This window comes from Vibrio sp. Isolate34 (assembly GCF_022397915.1).
GTDB lineage: Bacteria > Pseudomonadota > Gammaproteobacteria > Enterobacterales > Vibrionaceae > Vibrio.
Genome location: NZ_JAKEUO010000017.1, coordinates 40,957 through 56,996 on the forward strand (window position 1 = coordinate 40,957; position 16,040 = coordinate 56,996).

Below are 16,040 nucleotides of genomic sequence, written 5' to 3' on the forward strand. Positions count from 1 at the left end.
AAATCACATAAAATAGACTGTATTTTTACAGTTTGATGAAACAACGGTTAAGACAAACACAAAAAGTGACCGTTTTTATCATGCACAACCATGCTATTTCTGGCTTACATTTAAAATGTTACAGCATCACTTATTTACAATGTAAATGCAATTTCAGCAAAAACCTTCGGAACGATTGAAATACAAGCATAGATTACGGTTCGTGTGATTTGCATTCGAAATTGTGAGTTTTCAACCAAGAAATAAATAAAAAACCAAAATAGCATCGAAAATTCAAAACCACGACAAGATGAAGCGTCACTAGATAAAAGAGAGTTGAACCTAACACGGAAGAATGATCATGGAATACATCAGACGTAAGAGAATTGATAAGGCGGTATTATGAAGCATGATCAAGGTGTAAACTCATCAATATTGATCCGCATGAGCGACTGTTCGAAATGATCAACCTCCGGAAAAATGATCAAGTAAATATCGTTCCGGAAGCATATAATTTAACAGCTAAATTACGGACAAATGCTTTTGCAATGGGGATTAAAGGCCTATAAGGCCTCATTGCTTGGAAATTCAATCTGCACAGACTCAGAATACAGAAACATGACAATTTCATGATCATGCTTCCTAAGTAATGCAGGCCCGCTTTAATGACACTCAAGCCAGCCGTTAACACCGGCTTCAGAACAAATTTTGTACGTAATAGGGTAGGAACGATAGAAAAGGGCACTTACTTGATCATTGTTCCGATAGATAAGCCATCAAAACTATTCACATTGACCAGTTAGAAGTGACTTAACGAACCATCTTGAATTAGGGACTGTGGATAAGCTGTACAAGTATAATGATCATGCTTTCGAATCGATAATGATCATGCTTACAATGACCTAATGATCATCGTTCTGACACTTTGTGATCATGCTTTCTTAGGTTTAATGATCATAGTTTCGGACTCTTTATGATCATGCTTTCCACGCGGATTTTTTTTTATACTTTAAATTCAGCCACTTAAAAGCAAACTTACGTCCAGATCATTAGATCACTTAATCATTTAAGATCATATTAATCAAAAAGATCAGTTATTTAAAAGCCAATAAATTATCTTTATTTATGATCATTCTTTCTTTATCATTCAGGAACTATAGTGAAATTACGGTTAGTGTGATACGGATCAAAAATGAAACCAGAAGAGAAATTGTTAATTAAGGCACGAAGCCACAAAGATGGTCATTTATTTGAGGTATCTGAAACAGCCGTTGAATGGATAGAACAATATCAACACTTCAAAGGTGTCACCAAAAGCATAGTTGAGCTTCTTAACCTAATTTCACTTCGTGGGTTTAGCAGCAAAGACGGATACGTTTCAACCACTGAGATTATCGAATCAACCGATGGCCAAGTCACTCGCGCAGCCTTGCAACAAAGGCTGAGAGCAGCGGTAAATATCGGTCTTTTCAAACAAATCCCCGTTCGTTTTGAAGAAGGCCTTGCAGGTAAAACCATGCTGCATCGCTTTGTTAACCCAAACCAATTGATATCGGTACTGGGTGCCACCAGCTTAGTCACAGAAAGCGTAAAGCAAAACGAAAAGCAAAAGCGTTCTAAAGCCCTCGCTCAAACCAAAGTAAACAAACGTTTACTGAATGAGCACGGGCTTAATACTCCCCCAACGATGAAAGACGAAGCGGATCAATTCATTGTTTCGCCAACCAATTGGGCGGGCATTATTGATCAAGCGTTAGCGCCACCAAGAACGCGCAAGAGCTACCAGAAATCAATGGTTTCGATCTCGGGCACTCGCGCTGTGATCGAGACAAGATCGTCTAAAAACATTATGACGGTCGATGATCTGATGACGCTTTTCGCGTTGTTCACGCTAACCGTTCAGTATCATGATCATCACCAAGATGATTACCACCTAGACGCGAAACACACGCCGAACAAAACACCACTCTACATCACGGACATTTTGTCTTTGCGTGGCAAGAAAGACAGTGGCCCTGCTCGTGACTCGATTCGCGACAGTATTGATCGTATCGAGTTTACGGATTTTCAACTGCATGAGCTTACTGGCCGCTGGCTTAGTGAGAACATGCCAGAAGGCTTTAAGAGTGATCGTTTCCGATTCTTAGCGAGAACCATTACTGCATCGGAAGAAGCGCCTACAGAGGGCTCTGACGGCGAAATTCGCATTAAACCGAACCTATATATCCTTGTTTGGGAACCTTCGTTCTACGAAGAGCTCCTGACTCGTGATTATTTCTTCCTGTTCCCGCCAGAAATCCTGAAGCAACATACCTTGGTTTTCCAAATATATTCGTACTTCAGAAGCCGTATGGCACGCCGTCATTCAGATTGTATGTTGCTGAGCGAACTGAATCAGAAATTGGCTCGTAACATCGATTGGCGTCGTTTTTCGATGGATCTGATCCGCGAACTGAGAAAGTTGGGTGAAGTCGGAGATCAAGAAGATACCTTCCTGGTTAATCTTTGGGGTTATCACTTGACGATCACGGCGTTGATCGAAAAAGGCAAAACGACCGATTATCAAGTTGATATCAAATGTAACGTGGAAGAAGTACTGCGTTACTCAAGAGCACGTACTACCAACGCCGGTAAGCGTAACATGGCGCCAACGTTGCCAAACCCACTTCGCAACGAGATGGTCTCTAAGCAGAAGCTGGAAGAGCTGTCTGAGATTATCGATGGTGAGTTTGAACCCATTCAGCGTAAGGCACCGTCGCCAAGAGGTAAATTAGGGCGTCGAGTTAAGCAACGTAAGCACTCGGTTGAGATCAATGCTGACGAGATCATGATAACGCTCTCTAAATATACCTCTGCAGAGGCTCTAGAACGCAGTATAACGGCTTTATCTGCTATGACAGGGCACTCACATGCCTCGATCAAAGAAGAGTGCTCAGAGCTGATTGAGAAGCTTGATTGGCTGAGAGTAGGGGAAGACGTTATCCCTTACGAAACATTAAGTAAGCTAATTGAGCTGTACAACGACCGTGATAGCAACAGTAATCGACATCTCTCTATCGAACGTCTGATCTCTGGTTTGGCGGTGCGTCGTAAAGTGTGCAAACAAGTGCACGAAGGTCATCTAGACGAAAATGTGTTCTTGGCGCTCGATGAAATGGCGATTGGCCACTAGCTTTCAGTCCGCTTCCACTGTTATGAATAGGTCATTAAATCATCATTAGGTGCTGATAATAATCGCACCTAATGCTGACAAAGTGATGACAATGTAACGCATCCAGTTGATTACTATTTATCCCGAATAGACAACCTTTTGTCCTTTCTTATGATTAATAGATTGGCTCATATTTTGTTACATCATACTGAATAGATTTTTTGCGAGTTCCCAAGGGACTCGCTTTTTTTTGTCTTAAATTTCGCTAAATATTAAAAATCAATAGCTTACATGATTGGCTGCCGAATCATGATCAAGGTCAGATCATGCTTACAATGGATCCTGTTGTTTCAAGTAGACGGTCATTTTGATGAGTTGATATTGGATCTATAGGGGATGATCAGTGAACCTGATGTTTTACATTGCCTTGATCATCGTTCTGGGATTGGCTTGCCATAAAGCGGACATGCGATTCGATCAATTTTTCGGACTCTTGTAACCAGCGCGGCTCTTGTTGTTGATTCGCAAACTCCAATGCGAGCACACACAAGTGTTGTACTCGCTGTGTACACCACTCTTGTAAGTCTGGTTCCGCTTTCGTGTCACAACACACCGCTTGAAGCTTGCTGTAAGCGAACATCAGGTATTGATACGCCTTTTCTTGGTGATGTGGGTTGTGGTCTGAATTTCGGTAGAAAGTAAAGGTACGCAGGCACCCATCTAACCAACATGCGATGCCTTTGCTTTGGTCATCCGTGATCAAAGGCCCCCAGAGTGCATCTGGAGGCGTTAAGATCAAAGGTTCCAACCGTTCCACTTGATCATGCTTTCGGTCTTTGTACCAATCTCCGATTCGCTCTAACCAAGTGTCTAGTTCATTCATGCAACGTTATCCCACTGTTTTACAAAGTGATTATCAGAAACTTGCTTAATTTCATGCTGTATTTCGCTGCTCTGCTCTCGAATACGCTCTGCGCCTATGGAATAGTTTGGCTCATTTTTTACGAGTTCGCCAAATGGAAGATCGGGATCCGGCACCGCAGAGAGCAACAGCTTGGTATACGGGTGCTGCGGATTCGTTAAGATCGACTGAGTTGATCCCCATTCAACGATCTGTCCTTTGTACATCACCGCGGTCTCTTCGGCGATGTAATGAGCGGTTGCAAGGTCATGGGTAATGTATAAGAAGCTTATCCCAAGTTCTTTCTTCATTTTTTGCATGAGATTGAGCACGCCAAGTCGAATTGAAACATCCAACATCGAGGTTGGTTCATCGGCAAGAATGACTTCAGCCCCAACCGCAAGCGCTCTGGCTAGGTTAACCCGTTGTCTTTGGCCGCCACTGAGCTCGTGAGGATATTTCGTGAGAGTTTCGACGGGTAACTCCACCAGCGTTTTTCCTGCGTATAGGTCAAAGTTTACGCCATGCAGCGCTCTGAATATCTCTTCCTTGCCAAATCCACCGCCAACCGTGAACTCTTTGACGAGGTTTTTTACTTGAAAACTTGGTTGTGACATAGAGCTCTCCTAGCACGCTGTCGCGTGAGCATGTTCGTGAATATTAGGGAAAGAACTCCATAGCTTTTGGGTGTAGGAGTGCTGCGGATTGTTGCGAATCTCGTAGGCTTGATTGACTTCGACGATTTGGCCATGGCGCATGATGGCAATGCGGTCACACAGTTGGCTCATTAATGCTAAGTCATGAGCGATAAAGAGGATTTAGAAGCCAAACTCCTCTCTGAGTTGGTGTATCTGCTGCAAAATCTCGCGCTGCACAACCACATCCAACGCCGTAGTAGGCTCGTCCATAATGATCAGCTTAGGGTTGAGGGCAATCGCAATAACCAAACGCTGACGCATGCCGCCACTGAACTGATGCGGGTACTCTGTTAGGCGATGACGTGGAATATTGACCTGGTCGAGTAACTTCTCAGCGCGAGCTTTGGCCTGTTCGTTGGTCATGCCTTTGTGGTGGCGCAGCACATCAGCAAATTGTTCTTCGATTGTTAATACAGGGTTGAGTGAATTCATTGCACTTTGGAACACTATTGCGATCTCACTCCAACGGAAGGTATTCAAATGGCTGTCTGATAAGCTCAGCAGATCTTGTTCGCCAAACAATATCTGGCCACCGGATATGAACGCGGGCGGCTTATGCAGACGATTAATGGCAAACGCGATGGTACTTTTGCCACAGCCAGATTCCCCGGCTAAACCAAAAATCTCACCTTGACCGATGCTAAAGCTGACGGATTTGACCGCGTTGAAATCACCGTCATCGGTGATGTAGTCGACACATAAATTCTTCACTTCGAGAAGTGGTGTATCTGAAATTCCCACAGACATGATAAATACTCAGTTATGATATTGATAACTATTATCATTAGAATGTGTTGAATTTAGTGAAAGTGATGAGCACAAAAAGAATGAAGTGCCTCGAAATTTATCTTGGATTATTTCACGAATTTTCAGCGGAAAAGAAGAATTGGAAGAGGGGAAAATGAGAGTTGGATCAAACCACATTTCTTATGGGGAATCTTTTAAATGTAATTGCAGAAAATGCCTTTGGCAAAGTTTAAATGAGGTATTTATTAATTAGGTTTGTGAAGCGTCGGAATCATCACATTTCAGTACTGATTTTCTTAACAAGCGAAATAGCATTTGCTACAGATTACCTGTCCATTACATGGTGCTTTTCGGAGGAAAACATGTCCATTAATTCTATCAACCATGATGAAATGACAAATATTGCAAACAAGTGGGATGCTGAAGAAGAAGTATCTTTCAAACCAGAAAAGAAAATGAAGTCCGCTGAAGCTCGTCGTCGTATCGAGGCTCTAAGAGAAATTAGAGAAAGCGGTTTGAGTCTGGAAGAAGCGAGGGAGCTAGGTCTTATTCACTAATAATCCCCATTGCATTTAGAAGGGTGGCACTATGCCACCCTTTGATTTATAAGTATTTTTTTTATAATTCCTGTCTATGTTAAATCAATAGCTTGATTCTCTTCTCTAGTTTACAGCTTCGCTATACCTTTTTTGAAATCACGTCCTTCAGACTAAAAACACGCCCATGGCATACTCTTTAATCAAGTTGTTTGACAGTAATATGCAACGCCACTAATTTTAAAGTTAAAGCAAAAATATGTGATGTCGTTGGTAAGGAGAAGGCTATGTCTAATTCTGTGGCTCAAGCCAAAGAAGTGCTATTTTATGAACCTGAAGATCCAAACGGATACCTATCAAATTTTGCAGCTTGCCCCATCAAGGTTGATGATCAAATTTGGGCAACCAGCGAACACTATTATCAAGCTATGAAGTTCTCCTGCGAAGTACTTCGCAATACTATTCTGCAAGCTAGCACACCTGCTGAAGCATTCTCTTTGAGTCGTGATTACGAAGACCAAGTTCGTGAGGATTGGTATGAGATTCGCGTTGAAGTGATGCAGTTCATCGTCACCGAGAAGTTCAGACAGAATCCGCAGTTTGCGCTGTTTCTTACCAATACCGGAGATTCGGTGATCAAGGAGCATTCACACAAAGACCATTTTTGGGGCGATGGTGGTGATGGAACTGGCGAGAATCATTTAGGTAAGATTCTGATGGCAGTGCGTCAACAGCTTCGTACTCAACAACAGCATTTGATTGCTGCGCATTAACCCGTTGACCTTCGGTAGTTCCAAATTAAGTGGGTCGGATTATGAGTAAATTCTTTTAGCCCTTAAAGACGAATTGAAAAGGCCGCCCTGTTTAGCTTGTGTGCTTAACAGGGAGGCCTTTTGAGTTTAAGGGCGAGTTAGGTATCGAAGAGAGCTAAAATGCGTTAACGAAGCTATACGGTGATGCTGTATTTATAAGTGGTTCTGCTGTTGCTATAAGTAACTCTGTACGATGTCGTTGAGCTGCCCATCGTCTTTCATCTCGTCTAGACGTTGGTTAATGAAGGTTTGCAGTTTAGGGTCCATCTCAGGGTCGAACGCCAAATGGATAGGGTAGTTATTAATGACTGAACCAAACTCTTGCATCTGGTAGTCATCAATATTCAGCTTCTGATCGTTTAGGTTGTATTTAATGCGTGATTCCATTTCAACAAAAACGGTATCACCCGGAGTTCGGTTTAATACACGAAAAGCTGCGCTGTAATCTTTAACTCGAATCTCGTTGAGCTTGCCTTGTTGGATGTATGGCTCTAGGTTCGGATACTCAAACCCCACCAGCAATACCACTGCTTTTCCGTCTAGATCGTCGATTGTATTGAACTTAAACGGCTTTTTACCGCTACTGAGTAACACGTGTTTTACATTGTAAATCGGATCTTTAGATAGGTTAACAGATTGGATATTTCCCCAGCTTGGGCTACCGTAGGTTACCCAGTTTGGGTTCTCTCTAGCAACGAGCTTGTCGATCATTCGGTTAAAAGGGTAGGTGTGGTAGTTGATCTCATATTGGCTGTCATCGAATACCGCTTCAACAATATCCGATACTATTCCTCTGTGAGATGACCCGTCAGTTTCGATCTGAAAAGGTTGCGCTTGGCTCGCAATAATGTAGTAGTGAAGAGGTTCGCTTGCAAAAGCATAACTGCTTGAAAACAAACTGACTATGGATGCAACGATAAGATGTTTTTTCATAACCTTCCCTAGTTATTTGATGAATGACTACTATTATACTAGTTGAGTAATTGTAGTTTGCTAGGATAACAATAATGGTAATTTGTGTATGGTGAAAAAAGGAAAACGCTATATTGGACTCTCCCGACAGTTGATCGGGGTAATCATCGCAATCAGTACCTTATTCACCGTCATAGTGACAGGTCTGGGATTATATGTGGAGTACCAAAATCGAGTTTCTTTTATCAGTTCTCAGATCGAACAGGTTAAAGCGGGATACCTCTCTGGTTTAACGGCGAGCTTGTGGGTGGAAGACCGGACTCAACTGTTCGTACAAGCTGAGGGCATCTCTCGTTTACCCTCCGTTAGTTATCTTTTAATAGAAAGCCCCGATGAAAAAATTCTAGAGTTAGGTCAAAAGACCGAAGGCCAATCTTATTCCCAGTCTTGGGAAATGGTGCACCAGATGGGTGGCAAAGACTTCTCATTAGCAACGCTCACAGTGCAGTCTGATTTAAGCATGATTCTTAATGATTTCGAAGAACGGGTTCTGTTATTGCTCGCCTTCGAAGCGGTTAAAATATTCTTGCTTTCTTTAGTGTGTCTAACTATCGTCTATCGTCTGGTAGTGAAACGCTTAATGACCATGTCCTCTCAGATCAACCAACAACAAGTTGAAGACAATAAGCCGCGCTTCTTAACCCCAACCGACTCGGCTTATAAAGATGAGATCTCGACGTTGGAGAGCAGTTACAACCAGTCTATTGAACGCATTCGTCAACAGTACCAAGAACTGGAAAAAGCCAAAGACGTCGCTGAAGTGGCTAACCGTAACAAGAGTGAATTCCTGGCTAATATGAGCCACGAGATCCGAACCCCAATGAATGGGATTATCGGGTTGTCATCTCTGCTCTCTGAAATGGATATACCAAAAGAGCAAAAAGAGTATGTCAACATGCTCAACACTTCTTCACTTACGCTGCTCGATTTAATTAACGACATTCTCGATTACTCGAAGATTGAAGCTGGCCGACTTGAGCTTCAGCAAGAACCGATGAAAATGATGGGCATTGCAGCCGATGTGGAATCGACCTTCCGAGTTAAAGCTGAACAGAAAGGGCTTAGATTCCAGCTCGCGATTGATCCTAAGATCCCAACTATGGTGATTGGCGATGGCACTCAGCTAAGACAAGTGTTGAACAACTTGGTCGGCAACGCCATCAAATTCACTGAGCATGGCCATGTCACGCTGTCGCTTCATTTAGAACAAGTGATTGAACCGGAGCAAAAGCTGAGGGTTAGATTTGAGGTGACAGACAGCGGTATCGGCATTGCGGAAGACAAACAGCAATCGGTATTTGATAAGTTCCAACAAGCCGATGGTAGTACCACGCGCATTTATGGCGGCACAGGACTTGGTCTAACGATATGCGATAAGATCGTGACCTTAATGGGCAGTAAGCTTGAACTGACCAGTGTCGAAGGCAAAGGTAGTACATTCTATTTCGTTGCCGACTTTGATCCGTGTTTAGAAGCAGATGAGAGCAACATCGACTTTAATAAGGTCTCGGTATTGCTGGTGGATGATAGCCAATTGAACATGCGTATAACGTCCACACAGCTGCAATCCTTCGGCGTTAAGTCAGAGTGCTGCGAAACGGCAAACCAAGCGCTAGAGTTGGTTTCAGAGTCTCTGGCTAAGTCGTCGCCTTACGACTTAGTGCTGATTGATAAAGTGATGCCGTCGGTTGATGGCTTCCAACTGGCAAGAAGCTTGGTCGAGCGCTTTGGTAGCGAGTGTCCTAAGTTAGTGATGATCTCCGCCGACCCAAGAAAACAAGATGAAGTTCGCGCGAAACAAGTCGGCTTTGTTGCTTACATTGCTCGCCCTTATCAGGACAACCAACTTAAGTGGACCATCAGTGAAGTGCTTACGAGAGCGACTGATACTTCAACCTTCACCTACCCAAATCGAGGCGAGGTGGCGTTTAAAGACAATGAACCGGCGCCAGTCACCAAACCTGCGGCTATTGCTAAACCAGCACAGCCTGAGAAAACGGCTTTAAAAGAAGAACCAAAACCTGCGGCGGTCACGGCCTCTTTTAGTGGCAAGGTCTTAGTTGTGGAAGATTCGAGAGTGAATCAACAAGTGGCCAAGATGATGCTTAAGAAGCTAGGCTTTGAGGTTGATATCGCCGACAACGGGGAAATCGGTGTCGAGAAGTTTAAAGCCAATGACTACGTGATGATCTTTATGGACTGTCAGATGCCCGTGCTTGATGGCTTTGAAGCAACTAAGCAGATCCGAGTGTTGGAAGAGGGCTCTTCAAAACATATTCCAATCGTCGCACTCACGGCTAACGTAGTGCAGCGAGACAAGCATTTATGTTTTGATGTCGGTATGGATGAGTTTTTACCAAAGCCCGTTAATCAAGGGAAGCTGAGAGAGATCGTTGAGAGTTTTTTGTCTGATAAGAACGAGCTAACGAACGAAAGCGAGCAGAAGATTGTTTAGCTCGTGCGCCATCAAATCCAATCGTTAAAACCCAAAACTCCGACTCAAACCGTCGGAGTTTTTGTATGTGTTCGCTTTTTTTCCTAAGCCTAAGCCTAAGCCTAGGCAAATGGTTACGTGATGCTAACCAATACTATCAATATGGATCACCACAGAATCTGGTCGCCAGTATTCCAATTCACAGTCCATTAGCTCGCCATCTTGTTTGTAGTTTACACGGCAGATCTTCAGCACTGGCTGACCTTCAGCTAGGTTTAACGCCTTAGCGACATGCGCAGGAGCGGAAGTGGGAATGACATCAAAGCGCGATCGTTTGGTCTCGTAGCCGTATTTTTCTCGGTAGATTCCCGTCAGCGACATGGTGAGATTTTCCGACAATACTTTCTCAAATAGCGGTGCTTTCAGTACGTTTTCAACGAACAGTACCGCTCTACCATCAATAAAGCGTAATCGCTCAATCACGTGTATTGGCGTTATCTGCTCTATCTCTAATGCTTTGGCGTAGTCGCCTGCGGCCATCTCTGTGCGAGTGCTCAGCAGTCGTGTTTCTGCAATGCGATCTTGTTCGCGAATCATTTGATGAAAGTGAGAACGTGACAATGGGTTGTAGCGAATACGCTCGGGCGACACGTACCAACCTCGGCGCTCTTCTCGGTATATCAGCCCCTCGGTTTCTAACGACACCAGTGCATCTTTGAGCGTGATTCGAGTGGTTGAAAACAGCTCACTGAGTTCTCTTTCAGATGGTAGTTTTTGCCCCTCGGTGAAGATGCCAGATTGAAGCTGTTCTCTGATGCTTGCCTTAATTCTGCCTAGCTGTGTCCCTGATTGCCCTGTACCCAATGTTCTCATTGCTGATCTAGTCCATAAGTTCGTGTGCTCAATAAGGTAAACCACGGAGTTAACAGGAATGTGACAGTAAACAAAGGCTTATTGTCATATGAGTGAAATATAACTGCCATGTAAATGCATCTGAACTGTCAAATAACTTGCGCGAAAGCGTCATATTCTGGCGATAGCATACAAAGCGAACTTACTGACCTAGTCCAGAGGGATAGAGACAATGAAAACTTTGCTTAGCCGTTCAACTGTATCGCCAGCCAAACTGATTGGTTCACCTGCAAAATTAATCGGCGCAACGCTAATAACGGCAACACTTTCAATGCCAGCGATGGCGAAGGATGCTGATCTTGAGTCACTGATTGAAGCCGCTCAAAAAGAGGGTGCGGTTTACAGTGTGGGCATGCCAGACAGTTGGGCAAACTGGAAAGGCACATGGGCTGATCTGAAAGCAAACTACGGTTTGAAGCATCAGGATACAGATATGAGCTCGGCACAAGAGATCTCGAAATTTGAAGCAGAGAAAAGAAACGCAACCGCAGATATCGGTGACGTTGGTTTTGCCTTTGCACGTGTCGCTGTACAGAAAGACGTAACGCAGCCATACAAACCAACCACTTGGAATGACATTCCAGACTGGGCGAAAGATAAAGATGGTCACTGGGCTCTGGCTTATACGGGCACTATCTCGTTTATATCAAACAACAACCTTGTTAAAGACGCACCAAAATCTTGGAGTGACCTACTCGAAGGCGATTACAAAGTCACTGTAGGTGACGTAGGTGTCGCAGCACAAGCTAACAACGCGATTCTAGCGGCGGCATTTGCGAATGGCGGTGACGAATCAAACCTAAAACCAGCGATTAAATTCTTTGGTGAGCTAGCGAAACAAGGTCGTCTGTCTTATACCGATCCAAGCATCGCGAACCTTGAAAAAGGCGAAGTAGAAGTGGCGATCATGTGGGATTTCAACGCATTGAACTACCGCGACAAGATCGACCGTGAGCGCTTTACGGTAAGCATTCCACAAGATGGTTCAGTGATCTCTGGTTACACCACCATCATCAACAAATACGCGAAAAACCCGAACGCAGCGAAGTTGGCTCGTGAATACATCTTCAGCGATCAAGGTCAAATCAACCTAGCAGAAGGTTACGCGCGTCCAATCCGTAGCAGTGTTACGCTACCCCAATCAGTACAAGACAAGCTGATCTCGAATGAGCAATACAGCAACGTTCACCCAGTCACTGATTTCTCAGCATGGGAAAAATCAGCACGTCGCCTGCCACGTCAATGGCAAGAAAGCGTATTGATTCACCAGCAATAATCCCGCTTAACACGCCACCTGTAACGGGTGGCTTATAGAAACAAGCAATAGAGAATAGACCATGAGCAATAAGGTTATCCTTGTTGTTCTAGATGGACTGAATTATCAGGTAGCCCGTGATTGTATGGGCTACCTGAACGGTCTTCTAGAACTTAAAGATCTTCATGAAAAACGGGGCGATTTGCAAAATAAACAGAGCACGCAAAAAAACAAGCTGCGCGCCACACTTTATCCAATGCAGTGTGAACTGCCGTCTATGTCACGCCCTTTGTATGAATGCATTTTAACGGGAGTTCGCCCTGTTGAGAGTGGCATTGTTAACAACCAAATCGTGCGTTTGTCGAATCACGAGTCGATCTTTAGCTTGGCTAAATCGCAAGGTAAAGTGACGGCTGCAGCGGCATATCATTGGGTGAGCGAGTTGTATAACCGAGCGCCGTTTGACGCTGTGCGTGACCGTTTTACCAACGACGAAACCATGAACATTCAACACGGCTGTTTCTACCATTGGGACCACTACCCAGATGAAGCCTTGTTTTTGGATGCTGAACACCTACGTGTTACTCATCAGCCGGACTTCTTATTGATTCACCCAATGAACATTGACGATATTGGACACAAGCACGGGTTGGATTCTCGCCAATACCGCAACAGTGCGCGTGGCGCGGATATCTACCTGTCGAACTACCTTGAGAAATGGGTAGACGATGGTTATCAGGTGATCATCACCAGTGACCACGGCATGAACAATGACTTGTCTCACGGTGGTATTCTGCCTGAAGAGCGTGAAGTACCATTCTTCGTAATTGGCGATAAGTTCACACACCAAGAATGTTCAGTGAAACAGACTGATATTTGCGGCAGCGTGTGTCAGCTACTCAACCTTGAACACGATAAATCTTACACTCAGGAATTGTTGGCCCTATGAGCAGTTCTGTAATCACGCAGAGCGATGGCTCTGCGCTTAAACCTCAAAGTAAATCTTGGTTCAAACGCTTCAAGCCCGCTTTGTGGCTTGCGCCTTTCGCACTGTTTTTCTACCTGTTTCAACTGGCACCTATGGTTTGGGTGCTGATCAACAGCTTCTTCTACGACGATGAGCTCTCTCTCGAAAACTATTCTGAAATATTCGATTCTGCTTTCATGATGCAGGCCTTTGGCAACAGTTTATGGTTGTCGATTTGGTCGAGCATTGTTGGCTTAGCGATTGCGACTCTGTTGGTCTCTTCATTGCGCCGCGTCGATTCTAAAATCCGCGATGCGGTGATTGCGTTTACCAACATGAGCAGCAACTTCTCTGGTGTGCCTCTGTCGTTCGCTTTCATCATCATCTTGGGCACCAATGGTGCGATCACCCTATTGCTCAAGCAGTACGGTTTACTGGGTGATTTCGACCTGTATGGCAAGTGGGGCTTGCTGGCGATTTATATCTACTTCCAGATCCCATTGGCGGTGTTGTTACTCTATCCAGCGTTTGATGCTCTGAGTGACGACTGGCAAGCTGCCTCAGCACTGCTTGGTGCGAAAACGTGGCAATACTGGACCAAAATTGCGCTGCCTGTTTTATCTCCTGCTTTGTTTGGCACCTTCATCATCTTAATTGCTAATGCGATTGGCGCCTATGCGAGCGTGTATGCGTTGACCTCGGGCAACTACAACGTGATTACGATTCGGATCGCGAGCCTAGTATCGGGCGACTTGTTCTTAGAGCCTAACCTAGCCGCAGCAATTTCCGTAATTCTGATGGCGATGCTGGCTTTCATCACCGTGATTAACCAATGGCTGATCAGCAAAAGCTACGCAGGGAAGAGAAAGTAATGAACACCGTAAATACTCGCTTTCATAAAACCGTGGTCTATTCGATCGTTGGCATCATGATGATTCCGATCTTAGCGACCTTCATCTACTCGATCTCTTCGCGTTGGGGTGCGACGATCTTGCCTGATGGCTTTACTCTGGATTGGTACATTAACCTACTGACGGATCCTCGCTTCTTACAAGCCTTCGGTCGTTCACTGTTTATCTGTGTGGCGGCGCTGTCACTGAGTGTGGTGTTGGTTCTGCCTGCGATTTTCGTGGTGTTTTACTATTTCCCGAAACTCGACAAGGTGATGAATATCCTCATCTTATTGCCGTTCGCAGTACCGCCAGTAGTGTCGTCGGTTGGCTTGCTTCAGCTGTATGCCGATAGCGAAATCTCTTTGATAGGCACACCGTGGATTCTGATTGGTACCTACTTCACCATCGCATTGCCATTCATGTATCGCGCGATTGCCAACAGCTTTGAAGCGATCAACCTGCACGACTTGATGGACGCGGCTCACCTGCTCGGCGCAAGCACTACCAAGGCGTTCTTATTGATTATTCTGCCAAACCTTAAGAAAGGCTTAATGGCGTCGCTGTTCTTGTCGTTCTCGTTCCTATTGGGCGAGTTCGTGTTCGCCAACATCTTGGTGGGTACACGTTACGAGACGCTGCAAATCTACCTATACAACATGCGTCAAACCAGCGGCCACTTCACGTCAGCCCTTGTGATGACGTACTTCCTGTTTATTTTCTTACTGACTTGGTTGGCAAGTCGTTTCAGCCAGGGAACCAAATAATGAGCTATGTAAATGCGAAAAACCTCACCAAGCGCTTTGGTGACAACACAGTATTTGAAGATATTGAATTCTCCATCGAGAAGGGAGAGTTCATCACGCTGCTTGGCCCGAGTGGTTGCGGTAAATCAACGCTGCTGCGTAGCTTGGCAGGTTTGAACCCGGTTGATGGTGGCGAGATTTGGGTAAATGGTGAAGAGATTACTCACCAAGTGCCGCAAGAGCGTGGCATCGGCATGGTTTTTCAATCTTATGCGCTGTTCCCGAACATGACGGTCGAGGGCAACATTGCGTTTGGCCTTAAGATGAAAAAGCTTGCTGCCGACGAGATAAAGCGCGAAGTCGCGAAAGTGATTGGGCTGGTGGATTTAACAAGCAAAGAGAAGTTCTACCCGCATCAGCTATCAGGCGGCCAGCGTCAGCGTGTGGCTTTGGCAAGAGCCTTGGTGGTGAAGCCGCGTATTCTATTGCTCGATGAGCCACTTTCAGCGCTGGATGCGAAGATCCGCAAACATTTGCGCCAACAGATCCGAGATATTCAAAAAGAGATGAACCTGACCACGATCTTTGTGACTCACGATCAAGAAGAAGCGATGATCATGTCTGACCGTATCTTCTTAATGAGCAAAGGCGAGATCGTCCAAGCGGGTACACCTGAAGAGATCTACACTCAACCTGCCAATGAGTTCGTCGCGGGTTTCATGGGACACTACAACTTGGTGCAAGCGAACAAGGCTAAGCAGCTGTTTAATATTGAAACCGAGTGGAAGGTGGCGATTCGCCCTGAATCTATCTACGTTAAAGAGCAAGGCCGACAATATGGCGAGCATATCTCTGCGCCGAAAACCGGCACCATTCGCAACCACCAACTCCTGGGTAACGTGATTCGCTACCAAGTGGACGTTGATGAGTGTGAATTAACGGTCGACTTACTTAACCGTTCTTCTGAGCGACTGTTGGCAAACGGCAGCCAGCTTGAACTCCTGTTTAACCTTAACGAAATTCAACCTGTGAGAGCCTAA

Annotated in this window: 13 protein-coding genes and 1 pseudogene; 9 read left to right on the plus strand and 5 right to left on the minus strand. The window is 44.9% G+C overall.

The genetic code is table 11. The annotated features are described in order from the left end of the window. Window positions 1–1,171 precede the first annotated feature (1,171 nt). A complete protein-coding gene (locus L1D22_RS17060; RefSeq protein WP_239830647.1) occupies window positions 1,172–3,151 on the plus strand; it encodes a replication initiator protein RctB domain-containing protein in 1,980 nt (659 codons plus the stop codon). A 379-nt stretch (window positions 3,152–3,530) separates the two neighbouring features. On the opposite strand, the gene L1D22_RS17065 is transcribed toward L1D22_RS17060, so the two are convergent. The 3 genes and pseudogenes from L1D22_RS17065 to L1D22_RS17075 form a co-directional block, all read right to left on the minus strand. Next, window positions 3,531–4,013 (minus strand): transcriptional regulator, encoded by a 483-nt coding sequence (locus L1D22_RS17065; protein WP_239830648.1) that lies wholly within the window; start codon window positions 4,011–4,013, stop codon window positions 3,531–3,533. Next, window positions 4,010–4,648: an ABC transporter ATP-binding protein gene (locus tag L1D22_RS17070; RefSeq protein WP_239830649.1), complete on the minus strand. Its 639-nt coding sequence runs from the start codon at window positions 4,646–4,648 to the stop codon at window positions 4,010–4,012. Before L1D22_RS17070 ends, L1D22_RS17065 begins: the two co-directional genes overlap by 4 nt. Window positions 4,649–4,657: 9 nt before the next feature. After that, window positions 4,658–5,476, minus strand: a pseudogene (locus L1D22_RS17075) (ABC transporter ATP-binding protein). 362 nt (window positions 5,477–5,838) lie between these two features. Here L1D22_RS17075 and L1D22_RS17080 point away from each other — a divergent pair. Further along, on the plus strand, window positions 5,839–6,033 hold the full coding sequence (locus L1D22_RS17080; protein WP_004736928.1) for a hypothetical protein: 195 nt from the start codon (window positions 5,839–5,841) through the stop codon (window positions 6,031–6,033). 191 nt (window positions 6,034–6,224) lie between these two features. Next, complete coding sequence (locus tag L1D22_RS17085; protein ID WP_239830650.1) at window positions 6,225–6,785, plus strand: NADAR family protein; 561 nt, start codon at window positions 6,225–6,227, stop codon at window positions 6,783–6,785. Window positions 6,786–6,998: 213 nt separating this feature from the next. Here the strand turns inward: L1D22_RS17085 and L1D22_RS17090 are convergent, their stop codons facing one another. Next, complete coding sequence (locus L1D22_RS17090; protein WP_239830651.1) at window positions 6,999–7,757, minus strand: transporter substrate-binding domain-containing protein; 759 nt, start codon at window positions 7,755–7,757, stop codon at window positions 6,999–7,001. A gap of 88 nt (window positions 7,758–7,845) precedes the next feature. Between L1D22_RS17090 and L1D22_RS17095 the strand changes: the two genes are divergently transcribed. Then, window positions 7,846–10,251 (plus strand): response regulator, encoded by a 2,406-nt coding sequence (locus L1D22_RS17095; RefSeq protein ID WP_239830652.1) that lies wholly within the window; start codon window positions 7,846–7,848, stop codon window positions 10,249–10,251. A gap of 123 nt (window positions 10,252–10,374) precedes the next feature. Here the strand turns inward: L1D22_RS17095 and L1D22_RS17100 are convergent, their stop codons facing one another. Beyond that, window positions 10,375–11,103: a UTRA domain-containing protein gene (locus L1D22_RS17100; RefSeq protein WP_239830653.1), complete on the minus strand. Its 729-nt coding sequence runs from the start codon at window positions 11,101–11,103 to the stop codon at window positions 10,375–10,377. A 211-nt stretch (window positions 11,104–11,314) separates the two neighbouring features. On the opposite strand from L1D22_RS17100, the gene L1D22_RS17105 reads away from it, so the two are divergent. The 5 genes from L1D22_RS17105 to L1D22_RS17125 all read left to right on the plus strand — a co-directional run bounded on the left by L1D22_RS17105 (window position 11,315) and on the right by L1D22_RS17125 (window position 16,040). Next, window positions 11,315–12,418, plus strand: coding sequence for an ABC transporter substrate-binding protein (locus tag L1D22_RS17105; RefSeq protein ID WP_239830654.1), 1,104 nt, complete (start codon window positions 11,315–11,317; stop codon window positions 12,416–12,418). A gap of 61 nt (window positions 12,419–12,479) precedes the next feature. Further along, window positions 12,480–13,346: an alkaline phosphatase family protein gene (locus L1D22_RS17110; protein WP_239830655.1), complete on the plus strand. Its 867-nt coding sequence runs from the start codon at window positions 12,480–12,482 to the stop codon at window positions 13,344–13,346. After that, window positions 13,343–14,236 (plus strand): ABC transporter permease subunit, encoded by an 894-nt coding sequence (locus tag L1D22_RS17115; RefSeq protein ID WP_239830656.1) that lies wholly within the window; start codon window positions 13,343–13,345, stop codon window positions 14,234–14,236. The genes L1D22_RS17110 and L1D22_RS17115 overlap by 4 nt, the downstream gene beginning before the upstream one ends. Continuing rightward, on the plus strand, window positions 14,236–15,021 hold the full coding sequence (locus L1D22_RS17120; RefSeq protein ID WP_004732591.1) for an ABC transporter permease: 786 nt from the start codon (window positions 14,236–14,238) through the stop codon (window positions 15,019–15,021). Before L1D22_RS17115 ends, L1D22_RS17120 begins: the two co-directional genes overlap by 1 nt. Then, window positions 15,021–16,040, plus strand: a complete 1,020-nt coding sequence (locus tag L1D22_RS17125) for an ABC transporter ATP-binding protein (protein WP_239830657.1) — start codon at window positions 15,021–15,023, stop codon at window positions 16,038–16,040. Before L1D22_RS17120 ends, L1D22_RS17125 begins: the two co-directional genes overlap by 1 nt.

Bases quoted from the DNA above. Each gene is read 5' to 3' on its own strand.
- L1D22_RS17060 (WP_239830647.1), top strand. From the start codon at position 1,172: ATGAAACCAGAAGAGAAATTGTTAATTAAGGCACGAAGCCACAAAGAT.
- L1D22_RS17065 (WP_239830648.1), bottom strand. From the start codon at position 4,013: ATGAATGAACTAGACACTTGGTTAGAGCGAATCGGAGATTGGTACAAA.
- L1D22_RS17070 (WP_239830649.1), bottom strand. From the start codon at position 4,648: ATGTCACAACCAAGTTTTCAAGTAAAAAACCTCGTCAAAGAGTTCACG.
- L1D22_RS17080 (WP_004736928.1), top strand. From the start codon at position 5,839: ATGTCCATTAATTCTATCAACCATGATGAAATGACAAATATTGCAAAC.
- L1D22_RS17090 (WP_239830651.1), bottom strand. From the start codon at position 7,757: ATGAAAAAACATCTTATCGTTGCATCCATAGTCAGTTTGTTTTCAAGC.
- L1D22_RS17095 (WP_239830652.1), top strand. From the start codon at position 7,846: ATGGTGAAAAAAGGAAAACGCTATATTGGACTCTCCCGACAGTTGATC.
- L1D22_RS17100 (WP_239830653.1), bottom strand. From the start codon at position 11,103: ATGAGAACATTGGGTACAGGGCAATCAGGGACACAGCTAGGCAGAATT.
- L1D22_RS17105 (WP_239830654.1), top strand. From the start codon at position 11,315: ATGAAAACTTTGCTTAGCCGTTCAACTGTATCGCCAGCCAAACTGATT.
- L1D22_RS17110 (WP_239830655.1), top strand. From the start codon at position 12,480: ATGAGCAATAAGGTTATCCTTGTTGTTCTAGATGGACTGAATTATCAG.
- L1D22_RS17115 (WP_239830656.1), top strand. From the start codon at position 13,343: ATGAGCAGTTCTGTAATCACGCAGAGCGATGGCTCTGCGCTTAAACCT.
- L1D22_RS17120 (WP_004732591.1), top strand. From the start codon at position 14,236: ATGAACACCGTAAATACTCGCTTTCATAAAACCGTGGTCTATTCGATC.
- L1D22_RS17125 (WP_239830657.1), top strand. From the start codon at position 15,021: ATGAGCTATGTAAATGCGAAAAACCTCACCAAGCGCTTTGGTGACAAC.